The following is a 23,888-nucleotide window of genomic DNA, read 5'->3' as shown; positions in this document are numbered from 1 at the left end:
ATACAAAAAATTCCAAAAAGTAAAAAGCAACGAATACTTCAATGCCCTGCAAGTAAAATTTTCCTATGCCATTACGTGTCATAAAAGTCAAGGCGGACAATGGAATACCGTTTTTATCGAGCAACCTTATTTACCCGATGGCATTACGGTGGATTATGTGCGATGGTTGTACACAGCCGTTACGCGTGCTAAAGATAAGTTGTATTTGATTGGGTTTAAGGAAGAGAGTTTTGTGGAGTAAATTATATTTTTAATTCAAATCCAACTTTGTATCTTAGCCACTCAGAAGCTCAGTAACTTAAAAAATGAAAATCATCGCCGTTATTCCTGCTCGTTATGCCTCTACTCGATTTCCTGCCAAACTGATGCAGGATTTAGGAGGAAAAACAGTCATCCTTCGAACCTATGAAGCGGCGGTAAATACAAGTTTGTTTCAGGATGTTTTTGTAGTAACCGATTCGATATTGATTTATGACGAAATCATCAACAATGGTGGCAAAGCAATTATGAGTACCAAACAACATGAGAGCGGTAGCGATAGAATAGCCGAAGCCGTTGAAAATTTGGAGGTGGATATCGTAGTGAATGTGCAAGGCGATGAACCGTTTATCAACAAAGAACCACTAGCAAAAGTACTCGAAGTTTTCAGAAATGATTTTGATAAAAAAGTAGATTTAGCTTCGCTTATGGTTGAAATTACTAATGATGAAGACATCAATAATCCTAATAATGTGAAAGTTGTAGTTGACCAAAATGGATTTGCTTTATACTTTTCACGTTCCGTTATTCCTTATCCAAGAGAGCAAAATGTTGGCGTTCGGTATATGAAACACATCGGTATTTATGCTTTTCGCAAAGAAGCGTTGATGGCTTTTTATAATTTACCCATGAAATCCTTGGAAGCATCAGAGAAACTAGAACAATTGCGTTACTTGGAATATGGAAAACGCATCAAAATGGTCGAAACCACTCACGTTGGTATTGGAATTGACACACCAGAAGACTTAGAAAAAGCTCGGAAGATGCTTTAATATCAATCCATTTCTTCATTATCAAAATACCCTTTGCTTTTTACTTTCGTAGAAAAGAAATTCAAGAACAACACCACAAACGACAGGAAGAACATGGCTTGTATGCTCACTAACACTTTTCCAAAAGTTGTTACGGGGTAATAGTCACCAAAACCGATAGAATTGGAGCTCACGATGCTAAAATAAATGGCATCAAACCAATGTAAAAAAGGTTTGTTCATGTTATCACCATGAGTGTATAAAACGGCAAACGAAATGACAATTTCCATATAGTTAAAGAACAGCAACAGCATCGAACGCTTATAGGAACGTGGACGATTAAACAAATCAGAGGCAAAAATTAAGGTTGGAATATAAAGTACTGTTTCCAGTAATAAATAAACCATAATAAAAAGGATAAAATGATTGTATTGCCAATGATTTATTAAAATTAAAATTGGAAATATGAACTTTGCCAGAACATAAATATCCAACGCTAAGTCTTGGTATTCATGTCCTATTTTATTAGATAAATATTTTATATAAAGACCAGGGAATAATAATTGGGAGAAAGAAAGAAACAAGCGTACAATTTTTTCAATACCATTATCAAATTGATGGTCATTGTTCCAAATGGCACGTATGTTTAATATCCGTCTTTCAATTGGATTGAATTTTGGCTTACTTTTTTCTGTAACTTTCCCTATCAATAATTTTCTAAAAAATCCCATTAGCTTAATTTTTTAATAGTAAATAATTCGTTGTGTGTTTCTACTTTTGGATACATTCGCAAAGAATAATTCTTGTTAAACTTTGTTTTGTATTCTATATTACGCTCTTCATCTTTATTGGAAATCACCATCGTATTAAAGAGTATAAAACCATTTGTTTTGAGCAAATAGTTAATTCGGTTGATAAAAAAATCTTCAAACAAAAAGTTAGGCATCGTTGTGTCTTGAAAAATGTCAATGATTATTAAGTCGTATTTATCTTTGGTTTTCAAAACAAATTCAAAAGCATCGTCAATAATAATTTCCAAGTTGGGTATGGTATCCAATTTAAAAAAATCATTAGCAATGGTTATAATTTCCTTATCAATTTCAACGCCGGTAATTTTGCCTTCAAACTTAATTTCATCCACCAATGTTTTAATGACACTTCCAGCCGCAACACCAAGTACTAGAATATTTTTAAAATTTCTTATGCGTTCATAACCTATATATTTTAATCCTTTTCGCAAAATTCGTTGCAAACTGCCAAATGAATAATTGGTATTTTTACTATCCAAAACCAATTCGCCATTGTTCCAAGTAACTTCTAACGATTGGCTTACCGCAGAATTTTTCTTGTAAACATTTATTGGAATGAAATAGCTAAACAATTTTTGAATCATCGGAAATAATTTTACTCAAAAGTAACAGATAAATACTAAATTTACGAAAAATATTCCAAATGAAAAAGGGGCTTTATCAATTTATTTTTCTAAAATTAATGGGTTGGAAAATTATTGGCACTATGGACGACAAAGTCAAAAAAAGTGTTTTGATGGTAATGCCACATACTTGCAATTTTGATTTCTTTATAGGGTTGTTTTCCCGAGGCATTATAGGATTGGAAATGAATTTTGTTGGCAAAAAAGAATTGTTTAGGTTTCCTTTTGGTTGGTATTTTAGGAGTGTTGGTGGTGCAGCTTTGGACAGAAGTGGTGGAAAAAATAATGTAGATGCAACGGTTGATGTTTTTAATTCCAGAGAAGTTTTTAGACTGGCAGTCGCTCCAGAAGGCACACGCCAAAAAGTAACCCAACTAAAAACAGGTTTTTACTATATTGCTTTGAAAGCTAATGTTCCAATCATTCCCGTTGCTTTTGATTATGCAAAGAAGGAAGTTCGACTAGGACAACCTATTACAGTGACTGGAAATTATAGCGAAGATATGAAAATGATTTTGCCTCATTTTAAAGGAGCACAAGGCAAATATCCAGAGAGACAATTTCAAGTTTGATACCAATTACCATGAATTATTTACAACTACATGAACAAAATAAAGAGAACTCTCTTTTTGGAAGATATATAACATTGCACCATATTGAGCCAATATTGCAAAAACACAAGGCAGAAACTATTGGAAAATCTGTTCTGGGAAAACCAATTTATAAATTAGAATTTGGAACTGGGAAAACTAAAATTCTAATGTGGTCGCAGATGCACGGTAATGAAAGTACCACTACCAAGGGTTTGTTTGATTTTATTAATTTTCTTCATTCTAAAACAGAAGAAAGTGATACGATACTTAAAAATTTCACATTTTGCATTTTGCCAATGCTTAATCCTGATGGTGCCGAATTATACACTCGTGAAAACGCAAATGGCATCGATTTAAATCGCGATGCACAAAACCTATCCCAACCCGAAAGTATACTATTGCGAAAAACATTTGAAGAGTTTCAACCTCATTATTGTTATAACCTCCACGACCAACGAACCATTTTTGGTGTTGATGATACAGGAAAACCAGCAACAGTTTCCTTTTTAGCGCCAGCTTTTAATGAAAGTCGAGATATTAATGCTGTTCGTTTAAAAGCTATCCATGTTATTGTGGCGATGAATGACGTTTTGCAACAGTATATTCCAAATCAAGTTGGTCGATTTGACGATTCTTTTAATATTAATTGTGTTGGAGATACTTTTCAATACTTACATGTACCAACAATACTTTTTGAAGCTGGACATTTCCCCCATGATTATGAACGAGAAGAAACCCGAAAATACATTTTTATTGCATTATTTTCAGGAATTGAGTTTTTACACGAAAACGATATAGTTATCAGTAAAATTGATGATTATTTGAAAATTCCACAAAATAAAGTCGTTTTTTATGACTTTGTTTATAAAAATGTTAAAATAAATTATGATGGTAAGGATAAAATTATCAATTTTGCAGCGCAATACAAAGAAGTTCTTTACAAGGGCAAAGTACAGTTTGAGGCAAGAATTGCACAAATTGGAAATCTAGATAATTTTTTTGGTCATGTAGTTGTTGATGCTAATGGAGAACCGTTTTCTTCTGAAGAAAATGATTTTCCGAAAATTGACCAAAAAGCTGACTTTTGTTTAGGAAAAAGCAAGAAAGTTGTTAATGGACTAATAAATAATTAGTAAATCATTTTTTTTGTTAAATAAAATGTATTTTTGCCTATTGATTTTTATTATTAATGAATATATACTTTTATGAGTAAGTTTAAATTAGACGAAGTTGACCTCCAAATTCTTGATATGTTGATTGACAACACCAGAATTCCATTTACTGATATTGCCAAAAAACTTTTAATTTCTGCTGGTACAGTTCATGTTAGAGTAAAGAAAATGGAAGATCAAGGAATTATTATGGGTTCTTCGTTATCGTTGGATTATGAAAAACTGGGTTATTCATTTATAGCTTATGTGGGTGTTTTTCTCAATAATACTTCTCAAACGACATTCGTTTTACAAAGAATTAATGAAATTCCCTATGTAACAGTAGCTCACGTAACTACAGGAAAATTTAATATTTTTTGCAAAATTAGAGCCAAAGATACCAAACACGCTAAGGATGTAATTTTTATGATTGATGATATTGAAGGTGTTTACAGAACTGAAACCATGATTTCTCTAGAAGAAAGCATCAATGACAAAAAGCGATTAATGCACACTATTTTCCAAGAGTTAGACTAATGACTTTTTAAAACATATTTTAAACCTCATTTGCCTTGGTAAATGAGGTTTTTTTAGTACTTTAAACCAAAATATTGCACTATGTACACTTTACCAAAAATTGAACGTTTCAACCAAAACGTATTATCAAAGTATCATATTTATAACAGTGTGTTTATCACGTTACCGTTTGATGCCATTGATAATACAGGTGTTTTATTGCCTTTGTTTTCAGAAGTTTGCGACAATGGTTTTAAAAATAATTGGTCACCTAAACAAATTTTAGATTTCTATTCGGCTAAGTATTTAGACAACCCTTCTGAAGAAAAAAAAATCGATTTAATGTTTCGATTTATACAATATGTTGAACGGCAAATAGTACTTTTTGATGCCATTGAAGATGCCGCTTTTCCCATTGTTAATAATATGGAAGGAAGAGGTTCTTTGCGCGATATAAAAGAAAAATCGGAAGCCAAAGACAAACGAGACGAGTTGATTTTATTTCTTGAAAATTTCAATGTTCGAACTGTATTAACTGCTCATCCAACGCAGTTTTATCCTGGTGCTGTTTTGGGAATTATCACCGATTTGACAGCTGCCATTCGAGAAAACGATTTAATCAGAATAAAGCAACTTTTAGCACAGCTAGGCAAAACACCTTTCATCAAGAAAGAAAAACCAAATCCCTTTGATGAAGCCGTGAGCTTAATTTGGTATCTCGAAAATGTATTTTACCAAACCGTAGGTGAGATGATGCAGTATTTGCAAAAGAATATTTTTGAGGGTAATGTGATTGAAAATCCAATTATTAATCTTGGTTTTTGGCCCGGTGGCGATAGAGATGGAAATCCTTTTGTAACTCCAGAAATCACCGAAAAAGTTGCCAAAAGATTGCGCACGTCCGTACTAAAATGTTACTATTTTGATATTAGAACACTCAAAAGAAAGTTAACTTTCAATGAAGTAGATACAATTATTTCCAATTTAGAATACAAACTCTACCGTTCTGTTTTTTACTCTCAAGGGGAATTGTTTATTACTTTGGACGAGCTAAAATCTGAACTCCATAAAGTAAAAGAAATCATCATCAAGGAGCATCAATCCTTATATCTTGATGAAATTAATTTATTGCTACAAAAAATAAATCAGTTTCGATTTCATTTTGCATCGTTAGATATTCGTCAAAACAGTAAAATACACAGTCAGGTTTTTGCCGATATTATTTCATTTTTAAAAAGAGAAAAATCCTTGTATTTTCCTGAGAATTATGAAAGATTGTCTGAAGAAGAAAAAATCACCATTTTGTCCCAACTTCATTTTGATTTGAAAAACCATTTTTTCGAAAATGAAATCACGCGTTCAACACTTGAAACCATTCAATTGATGCGAGAAATTCAAGAAAGTAATGGCGAAAAAGGATGTAACCGTTATATCATCAGCAACAACGAAAGCGCATTGAATGTAATGGAAACTTTCGCTTTGTTTCGATTATTGGATTGGGAAAACCCAACGGTTGATATTGTGCCATTGTTTGAATCAGTGGATGATTTGCAGAATGCTTATGAAATCATGGAACAATTGTATAAAAACCCTGGCTATAGAAATCATTTGAAACAACGGAAAAATAAGCAAACGGTCATGCTTGGATTTTCTGACGGGACAAAAGATGGCGGTTATTTGATGGCAAACTGGAGTATTTATAAAGCCAAAGAAATGATAACTCAAATCTCCAGAGAACATGATATTAAAGTAATTTTCTTTGATGGCCGCGGTGGACCACCAGCTCGCGGTGGAGGCAAAACACACAAATTTTATGCCTCATTAGGTTCTACAATTGAAAACCAAGAAATACAAGTAACGGTACAAGGACAAACCATTAGTTCTAATTTTGGCACACAAGATTCGTGTCGCTATAATTTAGAAAACCTTTTGAGTGCTGGAGTTGCCAATGAAATTTTTAACAAAGTCGAAAATAATCTTTCGGAAACCGAAAAAGAAATTATCGATACATTGGCTCATCTTGGTTATGAAAAATACACCAATTTCAAAAATCATCCTCAGTTTTTGCCCTACTTAGAACAAATGAGCACACTGAAATATTATTCCAAAACGAATATAGGCAGTCGACCATCCAAACGTAACACAGATGGTAAATTGAATTTTTCCGATTTGCGTGCCATTCCTTTTGTGAGTTCGTGGAGTCAATTGAAACAAAATGTTCCCGGTTTTTTTGGTGTGGGCACAGCACTCCACTATTTTGAAGAGAATAACCGATGGGAAGAAGTTCAAAACCTTTATGATAATTCATTATTCTTTCGAACACTATTGGAAAACAGTATGATGTCATTGGCCAAATGTTTTTTTCCGTTGACAGCTTACATGAAAGAGGATGTAATTTTTGGTGATTTTTGGCAAATCATTTACGATGAATTTTTGGTAACCAAACGGTTATTATTAAAAATTGCGGATCACAACGAACTTATGGAAAACTATCCCGATGGAAAAGCTTCTATAGCCATGCGAGAACAAATAGTAATGCCTTTATTGACCATTCAACAATATGCTTCCTCACAAATCAAAGCATTGCAAGAGGGAAAAAAAGGCAATGAAAAATTAATTGCTGTGTATGAAAAATTAGTAACCCGATCGTTATTTGGGAATACCAATGCGAGTAGAAATTCGGCTTAAATTATAAAACTATCACAATTACAACCCGATTATTTTGACTTTTTTATTTATTTCATAGTAATCGGGTTTTTTTCATTGAGTGTTGAGATCTCTTTATTAAGTGTTGCTTGCTATGTATTGAGTGCAGGGTTCTCTGCATTGAGTTCAGAGTTCTCTGAACTATCTCTCGCTAATCCTAAATTGATTGTGGGGTTCTTAAAACATATAAGAAAAAACTTTACTAATGAGTTGTTTATATGAAATAATTTGAATAAACTTGCGTATGTTTACTAGTTATGTGGCATTTTTAAAAACTCACAACAATGACAACAAAAATCAAAATTTTAGGAGTTTTGTTCCTTCTACTCAAAGGACAACTAACTTATGGACAGAAAAGCGAAGAGAAGCTTGTAAAAAAATCGTTTGACAACTACAAATCTGCAATCCTTAATGACAAAGGAGAAGAAGCTGTTAAGTATGTTGACAGCAGGACTATTAAATATTATAGCGATATTCTTGAACTTGTTAAGACCGCTGACTCTGCAAAAGTTGAGACATTATCAATTTTAGACAAGCTAATGGTGTTTTCAATTAGACACAGAACAAGTAAAAATGACATTTTGAGTTTTGACGGCAAATCACTCTTGGTTTATGCTATTAATAGTGGGATGGTTGGTAAAAATAGTGTTGCAAATAACTCTATTGGAGAAGTTATCATTGAAAGTGAATTTGCAAAAGGACAGTTTTTAGCAAACGGACAAAAAGCTCCATTCTATTTTCACTTTTACAAAGAAGAAGGACAATGGAAAATTGATTTAACTTCATTATTTCCAGTTTCAACTATGGCTTTCAAAAAAATGGCTGACGAAAGCGGAGAAAACCAAAACGATTATTTGTTCTCATTATTAGAGAAGATTACAGGTAAGAAACCAGGGACAGAAATTTGGCAACCAATTAATTGAAAAAAATGGAAAACAACGAAACACTTAGTGAAAGTTTTAAGAGAGAACTTGCCCAAGCGACAACAAGCACAATTTTAGACCCTGCATACAGAAAAAAGAAATTAGTCTTATGGGCAATTAGGACAACTATTTCCGTAATATTATATGTGATTTTTTGGAAATACAATTGCGTTAAATGGTCTTTGCTTTTGACAATTCCTTTATCTTTATTCAGCTTGTTTACAATTATTGGTATGCCATATTTGCTTAAAAGAAAAATTGAACGGACAACGGAAAAAATTGAAGAAACCGAAAAACTATTGACAGAAACACCTGACGAATGACAAGAGAAACGCCACATAACCCTGCTCCTCAAAGTCTCCCGACTTTGAGGTAAAATAAAGAATAAGGAGTTAGAGTTACAATGAAAATAAATAAAATAGGAAGTTTAAAATATTCCGTAAAGTCAGGAGACTTTACGAAGCAAGTTAAAATAAGAAAAACATGTTTTTCTTACAAGTATTTTTTTATTTTTGTTTGTGGATTGTGGAAGTTTTTCATGGTCTGACGTTGTGCAAGATGCTTTTTATAATATTGCTCAAATTTTTCATATCTTTGAAATATGAATTTGATTGAACAAAATATAAATAAAATTTCCTCGCTTTGTGAATCTCACAAGGTTAAATATCTCTACGCATTTGGTTCAGTTCTTACAAATAAGTTTTCAGAAAAAAGTGATATTGATTTGATTGTCGATTTTGACAATGTAGAACTTTTAAAATACGCTGATAATTATTTCGATTTCAAATTTTCACTTGAAGATATTTTAAATAGACCAATCGATCTTCTTGAAGAAAAAGCTATTAAAAACCCATATTTTAAGCAATCTATAGACAAACAAAAAAAATTGATCTATGGATAATTATATTAAGACCTGGCTTTTTGACATTATTAAATCAATTGAAGAAATTGACAGCTACTTCCCTGCTTCAAAAAAATTTGATATTTATACAAATGACATTAGAACCAAAAGAGCTGTTGAAAGAAACATTGAAATAATTGGAGAAGCAATGGGGCGAATTCTTAATGAAAATCCTAATATCAATATTTCCAATTCACGAAAAATTGTTGATGCAAGGAATAAAATCATACATGGTTATGATGACATATCAGACGATGTAGTTTGGGGAATTGTTATCAATCATTTGCCATTGCTAAAACAAGAAGCTGAAAAACTTTTAAAAGAATAGCACTTCGTATAACAGCGATAGCCGTTGCACAACCTCTCTTGAAAACTGCCCCAAAGTGTCGGGATGTGGTGTGGTTTAAATAAGAAAAACATGTTTTTCTTACAAGTATTTTTTTATATTTGTTTGTGGATTGTGGAAGTTTTTCATGGTCTGACGTTATGCGCAATAGCTGAAAAACCCTGTATAAATGAAACTACAACTTATATTGTTACTCTTGATTATTTGTTCTGCGTGTAATAAAAAAACAGAAGAACAAACTCTTTTATACAACAAGCTAATAAACTACAGAGATGACTTAAAAATGTCTGTTAAATCAAAAGAAATCTACCTTTCTGAAACAACTCGCGATAATGAATTTTACAGAAAAAGATTTGATAGTTTAAATAGAATTAACAGAGAATTGGAGAAATCATTTGAGCGTTTAAGGAATGGTGATAGGAAAGCACTATTAGAACTTCGAGATAATTATAATGAGAAATATAAATTAAACGCAAAATTTGATTCGTCAAAAGATTATGAAAATGTTGTTGACAGCATTTTTAACAGGCTAATAGAAACTGACATTTTAAAATTGAGACAGGAATTTCAAAATAGATATATGTTTCTGCATGGTGATAAATTTGAATAACGCTACAGGACATAACAGCCGTTCCTATGTATAAAGCAACGATAAGTTATTAACAAGGGTTCTATTTCGGTTTTTTTTCGAGTTCAATAGCCCGTCATAAGACTTGTTGGTGAAGTGGGCAATTACCATTTGTCCGCCGAAGGCAAGGACATAAAATGTTTGAATGAAATGCTCCTAGCTTTTTTCAAAAGCAAACTGCACCAAAGTGTCGGGATGTTGCATTATTAAAATAAGAAAAAAATGTTTTTCTTACAAGTATTTTTTTATATTTGTTTGTGGATTGTGGAAGTTTTTTCACGGTCTGACGTTAGCTGAAATGCTCAGAAAATCGCATAAATCTAACGATTATGAGTTTGAAAAAATTAAAAAAAGTTAATATTTTAACAGCCACATTTAGTCTCTTACTAAACGTAATTTATTTTTTACCTTTATCAACAAGCATAATTAGAAGCGATGGCGGACCATTCGGTTTTGGGTTACTTTTATTATTTCTAACCATTCCGTTAAACTTATTAATTATTCCTGCGGTTTGTTTTTTCATACCAAAATGGAAAGATTCAGAATATCTTCTTTATGTTAATTTTTTTGCATTAATAGCTTTAATCCTTTGCTTTGGATTTTTTAAGTCTATTGTGTGCTTATAGAGTAAAGAAAATGATAATTCGGTTAATTGAAAATTAGCACTTCAGCCAACAGGCACTATCTTAAAAAACAAATTTTTTTGAAAAACAATGAAACCATCACAACTACAACCCACCGAGTATGCTAGTTTTTATGCTAACTACATCAACCAAGTTTCGGAGGAATACACTTTGCTAGAAGAACTAGAAATTTCAGTCCATCGCTTGGTGAAATTTGTTCAAAACATCCCAATGGATAAATTTCATTACCGGTACGCCGTAGGTAAATGGACCATCAAGGATATTTTGCAACATCTTATTGATGCGGAGCGAATATTTGCTTACCGTGCTTTGCGTTTTGCCCGAAACGATAAAACGGCTTTGGCTAGTTTTGAAGAGAATAGTTATGTGGACGAAGCCAATGCCAACAATAGAAGTATTCAAAATTTATTATCTGAATTGTTGGTGGTTCGGCAAGCCACTTTGTCGTTATTCAACACGTTCACGGAAACGGAATTGTTAAGAATTGGTACCGCATCCAATAATTCTATGTCGGTAAGAGCTTTGGGATTTGTAATCATCGGACATCAAAATCACCATCAAAAGGTTTTTGAAGAGAGATATTTATAGGTAGGAGGTGGGAAGTTGGAAGTGGGAAGACGGAAGAAGGGAGATGGAAGTTGGAATTTGGAATTTGGAAGTTGGACTTTGGAAGTTCATAGGTTTTGATTAAAAAAATCCCAAAGTTAGCTAAACCTAATTTTGGGATTTTCATTTCGTACTTCTAACTTCGTATTTTGTACTTCCAATTACTCTTCGTCGTCTTCCTCATCAAAATTATCTGAAACTTCAAAGTCATCATCTTCATCATCTTCATCATAATCGTCGTCATCATCCGAACCCCCTTTGTCCTTTAATAAATCTTCTTCTTCATCTTCCTCAACTTCAGATGGTGCATCATCATCATCATCCAACCCTTTAATAGGTTCTATTGGTTCAACTACCGAGTCTATATCTTCTTCTTCATCAAATTTTTCCATACGACTGGCTAGTTTAGTACTAACTTTTACCAAATAAATAGTGTCATCGGTTCTCACTTCAACCGCTTCTATCAATTCGTTTTGAGCATTTCTAAAACGAATAATATCGCTATCATCATAACCTTCAGGGAATTTGTCTACTAATAGATTTAGTATGTCTCCGGTTAATTTAGTATAGTCTACGATAATTCTTCTCATAAAAAAATCTTTTATAAATCTAGTAAGTAAGCAAATATTAATGGCGCAACAATGGTTGCATCCGATTCGATAATAAATTTAGGTGTATGTATATCAAGTTTTCCCCAAGTGATTTTTTCGTTTGGAACCGCACCAGAGTAGGAACCATAACTTGTAGTGGAGTCGGATATTTGGCAAAAATAACTCCAAAATGGAACATCGTGTATTTCCATATCTTGGTATAACATGGGTACCACACAAATTGGAAAATCTCCAGCAATTCCTCCGCCAATTTGGAAGAAGCCTAATCCTTTTCCTGTTGAATTTTTTGGATACCAATCGGCTAGCCACATCATGTATTCAATGCCACTTTTCATGGTGGTTGGTTTAAACTCTCCTTTAATACAATAGGAAGCAAAAATATTTCCCATGGTACTATCTTCCCAACCTGGAACCACAATAGGTAGGTTTTTCTCTGCGGCAGCTACCATCCAAGAATCTTTTGGATCAATTTCGTAGTATTGTTTCAGCACACCAGAATTTATCATTTGGTACATAAATTCATGCGGAAAATAGCGTTCACCTTTAGAGTTTGCATTATTCCATATATCATATAAATGTTGTTGCAATCTTCGGAACGCTTCTTCTTCGGGAATACAAGTGTCAGTAACTCTATTAAAATGGTTTTCTAATAAATCCCATTCGTCTTGTGGACTTAAATCGCGATAATTGGGTACTCTTTTATACGAATTGTGAGCCACCAAATTCATGATGTCTTCTTCTAAATTGGCTCCAGTACACGAAATTATGTGTACTTTATCTTGTCGAATCATTTCTGCCAATGATTTTCCTAGCTCGGCAGTACTCATGGCACCAGCCAAAGTTATCATCATTTTACCGTTGTCAAGTAAATGTTGTTCATATCCTTTTGCAGCATCAACAAGTGCTGCAGCATTGAAATGCAGATAGTTATTTTCTATAAACTGACTGATTGGTCCTTTGCTCATTTTGTTTTTGGGTGCTTTAATTTGCTTTTCAAAGAAAATCTTTTTTTCTAAAACCGCAAACTATTTTTTATAATTAAATTGTATTTTTATAGTATATAGATTTATTTAAAATTTTCTTGCTATTTCTTTTCGTATCCTAATATTTTCAACACATCATCAGCATTCTGCTGTTCAGAGAAAACTTCGGTGGCTAATATTCCGTTTTCATCTCGGTCAATTAAAATGTGTTTTGGCTGTGGAATTAAACAGTGGTGTAATCCTCCAAAACCTCCAATAGTTTCTTGGTATGAACCCGTATTGAAAAACCCAATATATAACGGTTTTTCTTTATTGTATTTAGGCAAATAGATAGCATTCATATTTTGTTCGGAGTTGTAATAATCATCGCTATCGCAAGTTAATCCTCCAAGCAAGACCCTTTCATAGGTATCATTCCATCTATTAATAGCTAACATTACAAATCGTTTATTAATGGCCCAAGTATCGGGTAAAGTAGTAATGAATGAACTGTCAATCATGTTCCACTTTTCTCTATCATTTTGCTGTTTTTGATACAATATTTGATAAATTGCACCACCACTTTCACCTACGGTAAACGAACCAAATTCGGTAAAAATGTGCGGAACATCTACTTCGGCTTCATCACAAGCAATTTTTACTTGATTGATAATTTCGTCAATCATGTATTGGTAATCAAATTCAAAAGCCAATGAATTTTTGATTGGAAATCCACCGCCAATATTCAAACTATCCAGAGTTGAACATTCTTTTTTTAAGGCAACATATACTTTGATACATTTTACTAATTCGTTCCAATAATAAGCAGTATCCATAATACCTGTATTGATAAAAAAGTGAAGCATTTTTAGTTCTACCTTTTTATTTTCTTCAATTTGTTTTCTGTAAAAGGGTACTATATTTTTATAACCAATGCCAAGTCTGGAAGTATAGAATTCAAATTTAGGTTCTTCTTCTGCAGCAATTCTGATTCCGATTTTGAATTTACCATCGATTGACTCTTGTAATAAATCAAGTTCTTCATAGTTATCAATAATTGGAATGGTTTTATTGTGACCACCATTGATCAATCGAGCAATATTTTCAATATATTGTTCTCTTTTGAAGCCATTACAAATGACATAAGTGTTTTTGTTGATTTTTCCTTGTGCCATTAAATTCTCTACAATATTAATATCAAAAGCAGAAGACGTTTCGATATGTATATTGTTTTTGAATGCTTCATCCATAATAAAACTAAAATGAGAACTCTTGGTACAATAGCAATAGTAATATTTGGCTTCATACTTGTTTTTTTCCATTGCTTTTCTGAACCATCCTTTAGCTTTGTTGATGTTGTTAGAAATTTGAGGTAAATAAGTAAATTTTAATGGCGTGCCATATTGCTCCACCAATTTCATCAAATCAATATTGTGAAATTGTAGGTTATCTTTGTTTAATGTGAATTCTTCTTGTGGAAAGTAGAATGTTTGATTTATTAAGTCGAAATATCTAGTGTTCATTGAGAGTATAAAATTGAAGATTAATTAATTGTGTAAACAAAGTAATCTCGAATTCAAACCCTAATGTTTGCATAAATAATTAAAAGTTTCTCTTGGAACAAAAAAGTAACTGGCGAATGCATAGCAGTAAATTCATTTTTGTCTATAAAAAAATGAGATGATGAAGCAAAGAAAATGTTTGTGCTTTCTTGACTGTAAATACTGTAACTATTAGTGTTGTCACTTTTTTTCATTAGGGCAAATGTAAAAAATAAAATTTGCGTAATCCAACTATTCTTGCGAAAAAATCTTTACCATTTGTAATCTTCGAAAGATTTTATAATTAATTTATTATCAACTTCTTGATTGATTGTAATAGCACCAATCCCATCAAGTAATGAAAACTGTATTTTTCCATACTCATTTTTTTTATCATGAATGAGTAAATCGAGAATAGGTTGTATATCATTTTCTTCAAAAGGGATTTTTTCAAAAATAGCTGCAATCACTTTCTTAATCTCGTCGTATTCAGTTTCTGAAATTAATTTTTTTTGCCAAGAAATATAACTTTCCAAAATCATTCCTACAGCAACAGCTTCACCATGCAGCAAGGGAGTTTTATTCTCATTTTCCAGAAAATAACTTTCAATAGCATGACCTAAAGTATGCCCAAAATTGAGTGCTTTTCGTATCCCATTTTCGGTTGGATCTTGGGTTACGATTTCGTTTTTAATTTCAATAGAGCGATGAATTAAAACATCAAAGTCAGCAAAGTCAGACTGGTTTAAATCTTTAAAATGCTTCCAATAATTAGAATCTGCAATCAATCCATGTTTTAGCATTTCGGCCAATCCGGAACGCATTTCGTTTTGAGGTAAAGTATTTAAATAGGATGTGTCTACCAGCACCATTTTCGGTGAATTGATAACACCAATTTGGTTTTTTAAATTTCCTAAATCCACACCATTTTTTCCGCCAATGGAGGCATCAACCATGGCCAATAAAGAAGTTGGAATATTGATAAAATCAATACCTCTTTTGAAAGTGGAAGCCACAAAACCGCCAATATCAGTAATAACACCACCGCCAACATTGATTAACAAACTTTTTCTATCAGCACCAAGTTCTGTTAGTATTGACCATATTTCGACACAAGTTGTGATATTTTTTTCGATTTCACCAGCTTCAATTTCAATAATTTCAATGTTTTTGTCGGTTGATAAAAAGGATAAAAACCGCATCAAGCATTTTTCATTTGTGTTAGAATCAACTAAAATGAATAATGAGGAATAGTTGTTGTCAGCAATAAATTTATGTAGTAAATCATATCCATTCTCATTAAAATTGACTTCATAGCCGTTGGCTTTTATGGTTTGCATATTTCAAAAAGGTATTTTATGCAAAATAACTGTTTTTTTTGGTTTTGATTAACAAATGATTTAATTTATTTGAATTACATTTGTTTACTTTTTCAACATATTTGTTAAACAAAAATTTATGCAAAAAGAAAATACAAAAATACTAGATGAAATTGCCATTGATAGAATTATAGAAATGGCTTGGGAAGATAGGACTCCGTTTGATGCTATTGAATTTCAATTTGGGTTGAAAGAAGCCGATGTCAAAGCACTCATGAAGAAAGAGTTAAAGTTCAGCAGTTACAAACTTTGGCGCGAACGTGTCGAAAATTGTAAAACAAAGCACAGTGCCAAAAGAGTTGAAGGAATAGATCGTTTCAAATGCAAATTGCAACGTGCTATTTCTAATAATAAAATTTCAAAACGATAATTAAAGTTTATTAAACAGATTAAAATGGAGAATAAAAAACCTGATAATATAGTTTACTCAGAAGATAAGGGATATAATGCTAGTTTTTTGCCTTATTCCACTAGTGTTGGTGCACCAATAATTAGAGTTGATGATATTGTTTCTTGGAAAAGTAGAGGTATTACTAACGTAAATAAAGAATTTGAAAATAAGTTTAAAGAACTTAAAAATCAATATGAAAGTTTGATGCAAGAATTTGAATGGAATGAGCTTGTTTACAACGCTAAATTTGCATTTGAACCTGTTATTGGTGAGATTTATCATTTGTATGTCAGTGAAGAAGGAAATAATTTTTTATCTCTAATTTCCCCTCACGAATGGAATAAAGTTCATATAGGTACCTTCAAATTAAACAGCGATAAAAAGTGGATAGCACTTCATGAAAAAGAAAAAAACTTATTTTAAATTTTCCAAAATCAACCAGAAAATATGCAGAAATTCATCACTTCAAAAGCGCTAAATGCCATGGAAAAACAATTTCGTGTGCATCTTATCAATAGCTTAGGTGGATTTAAAAGTGTGTCTCTTGTTGGAACAGCTGATGAAAACGGCAACTCCAATTTGGATATTTTTAGTTCGTTTTTTCATGTTGGAGCAAATCCACCTTTGGTTGGGTTAATTTTCCGTCCAAGTCCGCCAGAACGAGATACTTTGCGAAATATGATTGAAACAGGTTTTTACACCATTAATCACATCAATGAAACGATTTACGAACAAGCGCATCAAACATCGGCGCGCTATGAAAAAGGGATTTCAGAATTTGAAATAACCGGTTTGACTACAGAATATAAAAATGATTTTTTTGCGCCTTTTGTAGCAGAAAGTAAGGTGCAGTTAGGAATTGAATTTAAAGAAAAATTGGAAATTTCTATCAACAATACTACGCTAATTATTGGTGAGATTGTTCAAATATATGTACCAGAAAATTGTATGTATGACGATGGTTTTATCGATTTAGAAAAAGCCAATACCATTACGTGTTCCGGTTTGGATAGTTATCATAAAACCATTCAGTTGGATCGATTGAGTTATGCAAAACCCGATAAACCCCTAACTTCATTACTTCAAAATTGAATAAAAAAGCTATAAATATTGTTTGGCTTAAACGTGATTTACGTTTTACAGATCATGAGCCACTTTATTTGGCACAACAAGAAGAAATTCCATTTCTATTGCTTTATTTTTTTGAACCCTCAGTAATGAATTATGACGATTCTGATGTGCGACATTGGCGTTTTATTTATGAGTCAATTCAAGAAATGCAGTCAAAGCTTGCTACCATTGCAGCTAAAATTTATTTTTTTCATAACGAAGTTCCATTCGTTTTTGAAGAATTACTCAAAATATATGAGGTTAAAACTGTTTTCTCACACCAAGAAATTGGCAATAAAGTCACGTATGATAGGGATATTGCAATGCAATCTTTTTTTGATGAAAAAAGTATTTTGTGGAAGCAATCTCAACTGCATGGTGTCATCCGAAAATTGAAATCAAGAAAAGATTGGGACAAGCGTTGGGAAAATGTAATGCGCGCTGCACCTAAAATGATTGAAATAAAGTCATTAAAAATAGAAACTCTAAATGAAAATGATTACAATACATTAAAAGGAGAAAACTTATCGAATGAAATTACTATACGAAATAACAACTTCCAGCAAGGTGGCGAAAACTTTGCTTGGCGTTATTTAGACAGTTTTGTAAAAGAGCGTTATGTGAACTACAGCAAACATATTTCAAAACCCAATTTGAGTAGAAAAGGGTGTAGCCGATTGTCCCCTTATTTGTCCTACGGAAACATCAGTATGCGAATGATTTATCAATATACCAATCAGCATTACGAACAAGCTTCAAACAAAAGAGCTGTTTTAAATTTTGTCTCACGATTGCATTGGCATTGCCATTTTATGCAAAAGTTTGAAGACGAATGTCGTATGGAATTTCAGAATATAAACTCGGCTTTTGATAGTATTGTAAAACCAAAAAATGAACGCTATATCAAAGCGTGGCAGGAAGGAAAAACAGGTGTTCCTATAGTGGATGCTTGTATGCGATGTTTGGTCGAAACGGGGTATCTCAACTTCAGAATGCGGGCTATGGTGGTTTCGTTTTTTGTTTTCAACCTATGGCAAGATTGGAGAGAATTGCATTTTTTGGCTCGACAATTTTTAGATTACGAACCCGGAATTCACTATCCACAACTTCAAATGCAATCGGGAGTTACAGGCATCAATACGGTGCGAATTTACAATCCGATTAAAAATTCTGAGGAACACGACAGTGAAGGAATATTTATCAAAAAATGGGTACCCGAGTTGGCCAATATTCCACCACATTTAATACATGAGCCATGGAAGCTAGGATTAATGGATCAGCAATTATATGGTTGCGAAATCGGAAAAGACTATCCTCATCCTATTGTAGATATTGATGCCACAAGAAAGTATGCCAGCGATAGTATTTGGGGTTTCCGAAAAAGTAAAGAAGTGAAAGAGGAAGGAAAACGAATTTTAAAAAAGCACGTGAGTAGAGCGCCAATTTTACAAAGTAAAATTGTGCAAATCACTCATTCCGATCTTGCTCCGGAATCTAATCCCAATAAAAATTTAAAAAAGAGCTTATAGTAATGGCCATTTTTTTAAAAGCCAATTGGGAAAACATCATCATGGTTAATTATGAAATTGACCCAAAAGTGTTGTTGCCTTTTTTACCGAATGGAGTGGAACTCGATTTGTATCAAGGCAAAGCTTACATCAGTTTGGTTGGTTTTATGTTTAAAAAAACCAAGTTATTTAATATTTCAATTCCAAAATTAGGCACTTTTGAAGAAATTAATCTGCGTTTTTACGTCATCAGAAAAGAAGAAAACCAAATAAAACGTGGGGTTGTTTTTATCAATGAAACCATTCCGTACAAGATTGTTGCATGGATGGCTAATGTGTTATATAAAGAACATTACACCGTAGTTCCAACAAAACACACTATTACTAAAGCAGAGAAAAGCCAAAAAGTAACCTTTGAATGGATGGTCAACAAAAAGTGGAATAGCATTTATGTTGAACATGAAATTCCTACCCTACAGATGCATCAGAGTTCACTTGAAAAATTTATTTACGAACACTATTATGGATACACCAAAATAAATGATAACAAGACAGAAGAATACCGTTTGCGACACCCGAGTTGGAAAATTCACAACGTAATTGATTATCAAATCTCATGCGATTTTGAAGCCATGTATGGCGAAGCTTTTTCGATTTTAAACCATACAAAACCAGCAGCTGTTTTTATTGCTGAAGGGTCATCAGTTGCCATAGAATGGGAAAGAACTAAACTAAAACTAGATTATGAAAGGAGTTAAGAAACAAAACTTACCTAGTAAAACATGTCTAGTGTGTAATCGTCCGTTCTCTTGGCGAAAGAAATGGGAGAAAGTGTGGGAGGAAGTGAAGTATTGTAGTGATAAATGTAGGAGTGGGAAGTGAATAGTAAAAAGTATATTGTAGAAAGTATATTGTATGAAGTATATTGTAAAATGTAAATAGTAAAGTTCTTAATGATTTTTAAAAAAACAAAATGTCAAAAAAGTTACGATTAATTCTTGGTGACCAACTCAATAGCAATCATTCTTGGTATAAAACCGTTGATGATTCAGTAACTTATCTAATGATGGAAATCAGAACGGAAACCGATTATGCAACGCATCATATTCAAAAAGTGGTTGGATTTTTTGCGTCGATGCAATCTTTTGCAAGCGAATTAAAAGCAGTGGGACATAACGTAATTTACATTCACCTTAACGATAAAAACAACCAGCAGTCTTTTGAAAAAAATATTAATAATATTCTAGCACAAAATTCATTTTCTCAATTCGAATATCAATTGCCAGATGAATATCGATTAGATGTTTTACTCAAAAAGTATTGTTCTGAACTTTCAATTCCATTTCAGGTTTTTGATACAGAACATTTTTATACCACTCGAGAAGAATTAGGATCTTTTTTTGAAGGGAAGAAAACATTTTTGTTAGAAAGTTTTTATCGTGCCCTCAGAAAAAAACATCACGTTTTAATGGAAGGCGACCAACCTTTGACTGGTCAGTGGAATTATGATGGCGAAAACCGAAAAAAACTTCCCAAAAATCACAAACCAACACCGCCATTGGTTTTTGATAATGACGTTACTCCAATCGTTTCTGTACTAAAGTTAACCGATATTAAAACTATCGGAACTATTAATGCTACCCATTTTGTTTGGCCCATAAATAGAAAACAGTCTTTAGAGTTACTGGAATTTTTTGTTACCGAATGTTTGCCCTTATTTGGAAGTTATCAAGACGCGATGACACCAAACGAATGGTCGTTATATCATGCACGAGTTTCCTTTTCAATGAATATAAAAATGATTTCTCCCAAAGAAGTCATAGACAGAGCGATCAAGGAATGGGAAAATAGAAAAGAGGAAATCGAATACCATCAACTAGAAGGATTTGTCCGACAGATTATTGGTTGGCGCGAATACATGCGCGGCATTTATTGGCTCAAAATGCCCGAGTATGAAACAATGAATTTTTTCAACAATCAAGAAAAATTACCTTCTTGGTTTTGGACAGGAAAAACCAAAATGAATTGCTTGAAAGATGCCATAACTCAATCTTTAGATTATGCCTATGCTCATCACATCCAACGATTAATGATTACGGGAAACTTTGCGTTGTTGGCTGGAGTTCATCCCGATGAAGTTGATGCGTGGTATTTAGGGATTTATATTGATGCTATTCAATGGGTAGAAATTACCAATACACGCGGTATGAGCCAGTTTGCCGATGGTGGCATTGTAGGAACAAAACCCTATGTGAGTTCGGCAACTTACATTGACAAAATGAGCCATTATTGTGGCAGTTGTTTTTATGATAAATCTCTTAAAACTGGAGTGAAAGCTTGTCCTTTCAATAGTTTGTATTGGAATTTTTATGATAAAAATGAAGAAAAATTGTCTAAAAATCCAAGAATTGGTATGATGTACAATGTGTGGCGTAAAATGCAACCCGAAGCAAAAGTTGCACTTTTAGAACAAGCCGATTATTATTTAAAAAATATAAATGATTTATGAAATCGCCATTAACAAGAAGTTTGCGTAAGCAAACACCAATGAAGATTGAGCGATTCCATATGACCTTAAAAAAACAAATATTATCTACATATGAAAAAAGCGATAGTTTGGTTTAAAACGGATTTACGATTACACGATAATGAAACGCTGGTAAAAGCCATTGCTCAGAATGACAAAATTATTCCAGTATATTGCTTTGATGAAACACAGTTTGAAGAGACAGAATATGGTTTTAAAAAAACAGGAAGTTTTAGAGCCCAATTTTTATTAGAAGCTGTTGCCGATTTAGATAAAAATCTTCGAGCATTAGGTTCGGGATTGATGGTGCTTAAAGGCAAACCAGAAATTGAAATTCCAAAAGTAGTGTCACTTTATAAAGCAAATAAACTCTATGCAAAACGCGAAGTTACTTTTGAAGAAAAACAAACCGAACAGTTAGTTCAAACCGAACTTTGGAAACAACAATGTGAAATGTTAACATTTAGCACAAGTACACTTTATCATGCGCAAGATTTGCCTTTTTCGATCAAAGACATTCCGGATGTGTTTAGTAATTTCAGAAAAAAAGTAGAGAAAGAATCCACTATTAGAACCGTTTTTGAAAAACCCATCAGCATTTCCTCACCGGAATTTCCTGCTGCGCAATTTCCAACTTTGGATCAACTCGGATTATCATTTTCTGAAATAGATAAAAGAGCCGCTATTGTTTTTGAAGGTGGTGAAAGTGCCGCATTAAAAAGAATGAATCATTATTTTTCGGAGACAAAAGCCATTTCCCAATACAAAGAAACCCGCAACGGATTGATTGGTGCGGATTATTCATCAAAATTCTCAGCTTGGTTGTCTTTAGGATGTTTATCCCCAAGGGAAATCTTTGTTGAATTAAAAAAATACGAAAGTCAATTTGGTGCTAATGAGTCGACGTATTGGTTGGTTTTTGAATTGCTTTGGCGAGATTATTTTAGATTTATGATGAAAAAATATTCTAATAAGTTTTTTCAACAAAGTGGTATTCAGGATAAGGGAATTAGTGTCAATAAGCACAACATCCAAATGTTGGATAGTTGGATTAATGGGACAACAGGTGTTGATTTTGTTGATGCTAACATGCTTGAATTGAAATTAACGGGATTTATGAGCAATAGAGGAAGACAAAATGTGGCTAGTTATTTGTGCAACGATTTAAAACTCGATTGGCGCTATGGTGCGGCTTATTTTGAACAACAATTAATTGATTATGATGTGTCGAGCAATTGGGGAAATTGGGCGTATCTTGCAGGAGTTGGTAATGATCCAAGAGGCAATCGCTATTTTAATATTGATAAACAAGCACAGGATTATGATAGAGATAAATCCTATAGAAAATTGTGGTTACAGTAACTTTAAATTAATGTCTCCTGATATAAAACTATTTTTATATTTGCTTGACTTTTAAAATCATTAATGGAAACTATTTTCAACAACACTCAAGTGGCTTTTGCACTTAAAACAGATACCGAATTAGACAGGGCTTATTTTTTATTCAAAATGATTGATAATGAACCATTAGTGCGAATAGGTACTGCGGTTACCAACTTTGCTTTGAAGGCACATTTACCAGTTGAAGGTTTGATTAGAGCTACAGTTTTTGACCATTTTTGTGGTGGTACCACCGAAGAAGATTGTCTTTCTGTAGTTGATAAAATGTATACCAAAGGCGTTTCTTCCGTTTTGGATTATTCAGTAGAAGGAAAGGAAGAGGAAGATCAGTTTGATGCCGCTTTAGAAATGACATTAAAAACTGTAGAGTTTGCGAAAGAACGAAATGCTATTCCGTTTGCCGTTTTTAAACCAACGGGTTTAGGTCGATTTTATCTTTATGAGAAAAAAGGAGCCAAGCAACCATTAACCATAGAAGAACAAAATGAATGGAATAGAGTAGTTTCTCGTTTTGACTTAATTTGTAAAACGGCTTTTGAAAAGGATGTAGCATTATTGATTGATGGAGAAGAAAGTTGGATGCAAGACGCTGCTGATGATTTGGTTACCGATATGATGCGCAAGTATAATAAAGAAAAAGCGATTGTTTTTAATACTTTGCAATTATACCGTTGGGACAGATTGGACTATCTAAAACAATTACAGCATCAGGCCAAAGAGGAAGGTTTTTTTATTGGGATGAAATTGGTTCGTGGTGCTTATATGGAAAAAGAGAACAGGCGTGCTGAAGAAAATGGATACCCATCACCAATCTGCGAAAGTAAAGAAGCTACCGATAGTAACTATGATACAACGATGGCTTATATGATGGATAATTTAGATTCGATGTCCATTTTTGTAGGAACCCACAATGAATTAAGTTCCTACAAAGTAATCGAGTTGATGAAATCAAAAGGTATTGCTAAAAATGATAACAGAATTTGGTTTGGACAATTATATGGT

Annotated in this window: 28 protein-coding genes; 21 read left to right on the top strand and 7 right to left on the bottom strand. The window is 32.9% G+C overall.

From position 1 onward, the window contains the following. Window positions 1-241 (top strand): ATP-binding domain-containing protein (locus tag ACK5ON_RS04470; RefSeq protein WP_409820279.1); only part of this gene is annotated, 241 nt, incomplete at its 5' end. A 64-nt stretch (window positions 242-305) separates the two neighbouring features. Next, window positions 306-1,031 carry a 3-deoxy-manno-octulosonate cytidylyltransferase gene (gene kdsB, locus ACK5ON_RS04465; protein WP_409820278.1) on the top strand — a complete coding sequence of 242 codons (726 nt, stop codon included), beginning with the start codon at window positions 306-308 and terminating at the stop codon, window positions 1,029-1,031. A gap of 2 nt (window positions 1,032-1,033) precedes the next feature. On the opposite strand, the gene ACK5ON_RS04460 is transcribed toward kdsB, so the two are convergent. Both ACK5ON_RS04460 and ACK5ON_RS04455 read right to left on the bottom strand, forming a co-directional pair. Beyond that, window positions 1,034-1,741 (bottom strand): potassium channel family protein, encoded by a 708-nt coding sequence (locus ACK5ON_RS04460; protein ID WP_409820275.1) that lies wholly within the window; start codon window positions 1,739-1,741, stop codon window positions 1,034-1,036. Continuing rightward, on the bottom strand, window positions 1,741-2,403 hold the full coding sequence (locus ACK5ON_RS04455; RefSeq protein WP_409820272.1) for a spermidine synthase: 663 nt from the start codon (window positions 2,401-2,403) through the stop codon (window positions 1,741-1,743). Before ACK5ON_RS04455 ends, ACK5ON_RS04460 begins: the two co-directional genes overlap by 1 nt. Before the next feature lie 59 nt (window positions 2,404-2,462). On the opposite strand from ACK5ON_RS04455, the gene ACK5ON_RS04450 reads away from it, so the two are divergent. The 9 genes from ACK5ON_RS04450 to ACK5ON_RS04410 all read left to right on the top strand — a co-directional run bounded on the left by ACK5ON_RS04450 (window position 2,463) and on the right by ACK5ON_RS04410 (window position 10,188). Next, window positions 2,463-3,014, top strand: a complete 552-nt coding sequence (locus tag ACK5ON_RS04450; protein WP_409820270.1) for a 1-acyl-sn-glycerol-3-phosphate acyltransferase — start codon at window positions 2,463-2,465, stop codon at window positions 3,012-3,014. An 11-nt stretch (window positions 3,015-3,025) separates the two neighbouring features. Further along, entirely contained in the window at window positions 3,026-4,168 is a 1,143-nt protein-coding gene (locus ACK5ON_RS04445) for a M14 metallopeptidase family protein (RefSeq protein WP_409820268.1), read from the top strand. Window positions 4,169-4,240: 72 nt separating this feature from the next. Continuing rightward, a complete protein-coding gene (locus tag ACK5ON_RS04440; RefSeq protein ID WP_396174584.1) occupies window positions 4,241-4,723 on the top strand; it encodes an Lrp/AsnC family transcriptional regulator in 483 nt (160 codons plus the stop codon). 81 nt (window positions 4,724-4,804) lie between these two features. Continuing rightward, window positions 4,805-7,390, top strand: a complete 2,586-nt coding sequence (locus ACK5ON_RS04435) for a phosphoenolpyruvate carboxylase (RefSeq protein ID WP_409820265.1) — start codon at window positions 4,805-4,807, stop codon at window positions 7,388-7,390. Between the two features lie 302 nt (window positions 7,391-7,692). Next, window positions 7,693-8,331 (top strand): hypothetical protein, encoded by a 639-nt coding sequence (locus ACK5ON_RS04430; protein WP_409820263.1) that lies wholly within the window; start codon window positions 7,693-7,695, stop codon window positions 8,329-8,331. 5 nt (window positions 8,332-8,336) lie between these two features. After that, window positions 8,337-8,654 (top strand): hypothetical protein, encoded by a 318-nt coding sequence (locus ACK5ON_RS04425; protein WP_409820261.1) that lies wholly within the window; start codon window positions 8,337-8,339, stop codon window positions 8,652-8,654. Between the two features lie 278 nt (window positions 8,655-8,932). Further along, complete coding sequence (locus ACK5ON_RS04420; protein ID WP_396176601.1) at window positions 8,933-9,232, top strand: nucleotidyltransferase family protein; 300 nt, start codon at window positions 8,933-8,935, stop codon at window positions 9,230-9,232. Continuing rightward, window positions 9,225-9,560 (top strand): DUF86 domain-containing protein, encoded by a 336-nt coding sequence (locus ACK5ON_RS04415; protein ID WP_396176603.1) that lies wholly within the window; start codon window positions 9,225-9,227, stop codon window positions 9,558-9,560. The genes ACK5ON_RS04420 and ACK5ON_RS04415 overlap by 8 nt, the downstream gene beginning before the upstream one ends. A gap of 187 nt (window positions 9,561-9,747) precedes the next feature. Further along, window positions 9,748-10,188, top strand: coding sequence for a hypothetical protein (locus tag ACK5ON_RS04410; protein ID WP_409820258.1), 441 nt, complete (start codon window positions 9,748-9,750; stop codon window positions 10,186-10,188). 415 nt (window positions 10,189-10,603) lie between these two features. On the opposite strand, the gene ACK5ON_RS04405 is transcribed toward ACK5ON_RS04410, so the two are convergent. Then, window positions 10,604-10,729: a hypothetical protein gene (locus ACK5ON_RS04405; protein WP_409820256.1), complete on the bottom strand. Its 126-nt coding sequence runs from the start codon at window positions 10,727-10,729 to the stop codon at window positions 10,604-10,606. A 190-nt stretch (window positions 10,730-10,919) separates the two neighbouring features. Here ACK5ON_RS04405 and ACK5ON_RS04400 point away from each other — a divergent pair, with 190 nt between their 5' ends. Continuing rightward, the gene (locus tag ACK5ON_RS04400; RefSeq protein WP_409820254.1) at window positions 10,920-11,438 is read left to right on the top strand and encodes a DinB family protein; all 519 of its coding nucleotides are present in this window, start codon (window positions 10,920-10,922) and stop codon (window positions 11,436-11,438) included. A 179-nt stretch (window positions 11,439-11,617) separates the two neighbouring features. Here ACK5ON_RS04400 and ACK5ON_RS04395 read toward each other — a convergent pair whose 3' ends face one another. The 4 genes from ACK5ON_RS04395 to aroB form a co-directional block, all read right to left on the bottom strand. Next, entirely contained in the window at window positions 11,618-12,046 is a 429-nt protein-coding gene (locus ACK5ON_RS04395) for a DNA primase (protein ID WP_409820251.1), read from the bottom strand. A gap of 11 nt (window positions 12,047-12,057) precedes the next feature. Next, window positions 12,058-13,032, bottom strand: a complete 975-nt coding sequence (locus tag ACK5ON_RS04390; protein ID WP_396175959.1) for a deoxyhypusine synthase family protein — start codon at window positions 13,030-13,032, stop codon at window positions 12,058-12,060. A 119-nt stretch (window positions 13,033-13,151) separates the two neighbouring features. Then, window positions 13,152-14,552, bottom strand: coding sequence for an arginine decarboxylase (locus ACK5ON_RS04385; protein WP_396175957.1), 1,401 nt, complete (start codon window positions 14,550-14,552; stop codon window positions 13,152-13,154). Between the two features lie 290 nt (window positions 14,553-14,842). Further along, window positions 14,843-15,910, bottom strand: coding sequence for a 3-dehydroquinate synthase (gene aroB / locus ACK5ON_RS04380; protein ID WP_409820249.1), 1,068 nt, complete (start codon window positions 15,908-15,910; stop codon window positions 14,843-14,845). A gap of 118 nt (window positions 15,911-16,028) precedes the next feature. Here aroB and ACK5ON_RS04375 point away from each other — a divergent pair, with 118 nt between their 5' ends. The 9 genes from ACK5ON_RS04375 to ACK5ON_RS04335 form a co-directional block, all read left to right on the top strand. Continuing rightward, a complete protein-coding gene (locus tag ACK5ON_RS04375) occupies window positions 16,029-16,319 on the top strand; it encodes a TIGR03643 family protein (RefSeq protein ID WP_396175953.1) in 291 nt (96 codons plus the stop codon). 24 nt (window positions 16,320-16,343) lie between these two features. After that, window positions 16,344-16,763, top strand: coding sequence for a DUF2452 domain-containing protein (locus ACK5ON_RS04370; protein ID WP_409820246.1), 420 nt, complete (start codon window positions 16,344-16,346; stop codon window positions 16,761-16,763). Between the two features lie 24 nt (window positions 16,764-16,787). After that, on the top strand, window positions 16,788-17,432 hold the full coding sequence (locus ACK5ON_RS04365) for a flavin reductase family protein (protein WP_409820244.1): 645 nt from the start codon (window positions 16,788-16,790) through the stop codon (window positions 17,430-17,432). Next, window positions 17,429-18,979, top strand: coding sequence for a deoxyribodipyrimidine photo-lyase/cryptochrome family protein (locus tag ACK5ON_RS04360; RefSeq protein ID WP_409820242.1), 1,551 nt, complete (start codon window positions 17,429-17,431; stop codon window positions 18,977-18,979). The genes ACK5ON_RS04365 and ACK5ON_RS04360 overlap by 4 nt, the downstream gene beginning before the upstream one ends. A 2-nt stretch (window positions 18,980-18,981) precedes the next feature. Next, on the top strand, window positions 18,982-19,716 hold the full coding sequence (locus ACK5ON_RS04355) for a YqjF family protein (RefSeq protein ID WP_409820240.1): 735 nt from the start codon (window positions 18,982-18,984) through the stop codon (window positions 19,714-19,716). After that, window positions 19,703-19,840: a DUF2256 domain-containing protein gene (locus ACK5ON_RS04350; RefSeq protein WP_409820239.1), complete on the top strand. Its 138-nt coding sequence runs from the start codon at window positions 19,703-19,705 to the stop codon at window positions 19,838-19,840. Before ACK5ON_RS04355 ends, ACK5ON_RS04350 begins: the two co-directional genes overlap by 14 nt. A 91-nt stretch (window positions 19,841-19,931) precedes the next feature. Beyond that, the gene (locus ACK5ON_RS04345) at window positions 19,932-21,467 is read left to right on the top strand and encodes a cryptochrome/photolyase family protein (RefSeq protein ID WP_409820236.1); all 1,536 of its coding nucleotides are present in this window, start codon (window positions 19,932-19,934) and stop codon (window positions 21,465-21,467) included. A 90-nt stretch (window positions 21,468-21,557) separates the two neighbouring features. Next, a complete protein-coding gene (locus ACK5ON_RS04340; RefSeq protein ID WP_409820234.1) occupies window positions 21,558-22,847 on the top strand; it encodes a DASH family cryptochrome in 1,290 nt (429 codons plus the stop codon). 63 nt (window positions 22,848-22,910) lie between these two features. Continuing rightward, on the top strand, window positions 22,911-23,888 hold a 978-nt coding region (locus ACK5ON_RS04335), incomplete at its 3' end, for a proline dehydrogenase family protein (RefSeq protein ID WP_409820232.1).

It is taken from the genome of Flavobacterium sp. (assembly GCF_046317795.1).
Classification (GTDB): domain Bacteria; phylum Bacteroidota; class Bacteroidia; order Flavobacteriales; family Flavobacteriaceae; genus Flavobacterium.
Note: the sequence above shows the minus strand (reverse complement) of the source record. Positions and strands in the feature narration are given on the sequence as shown.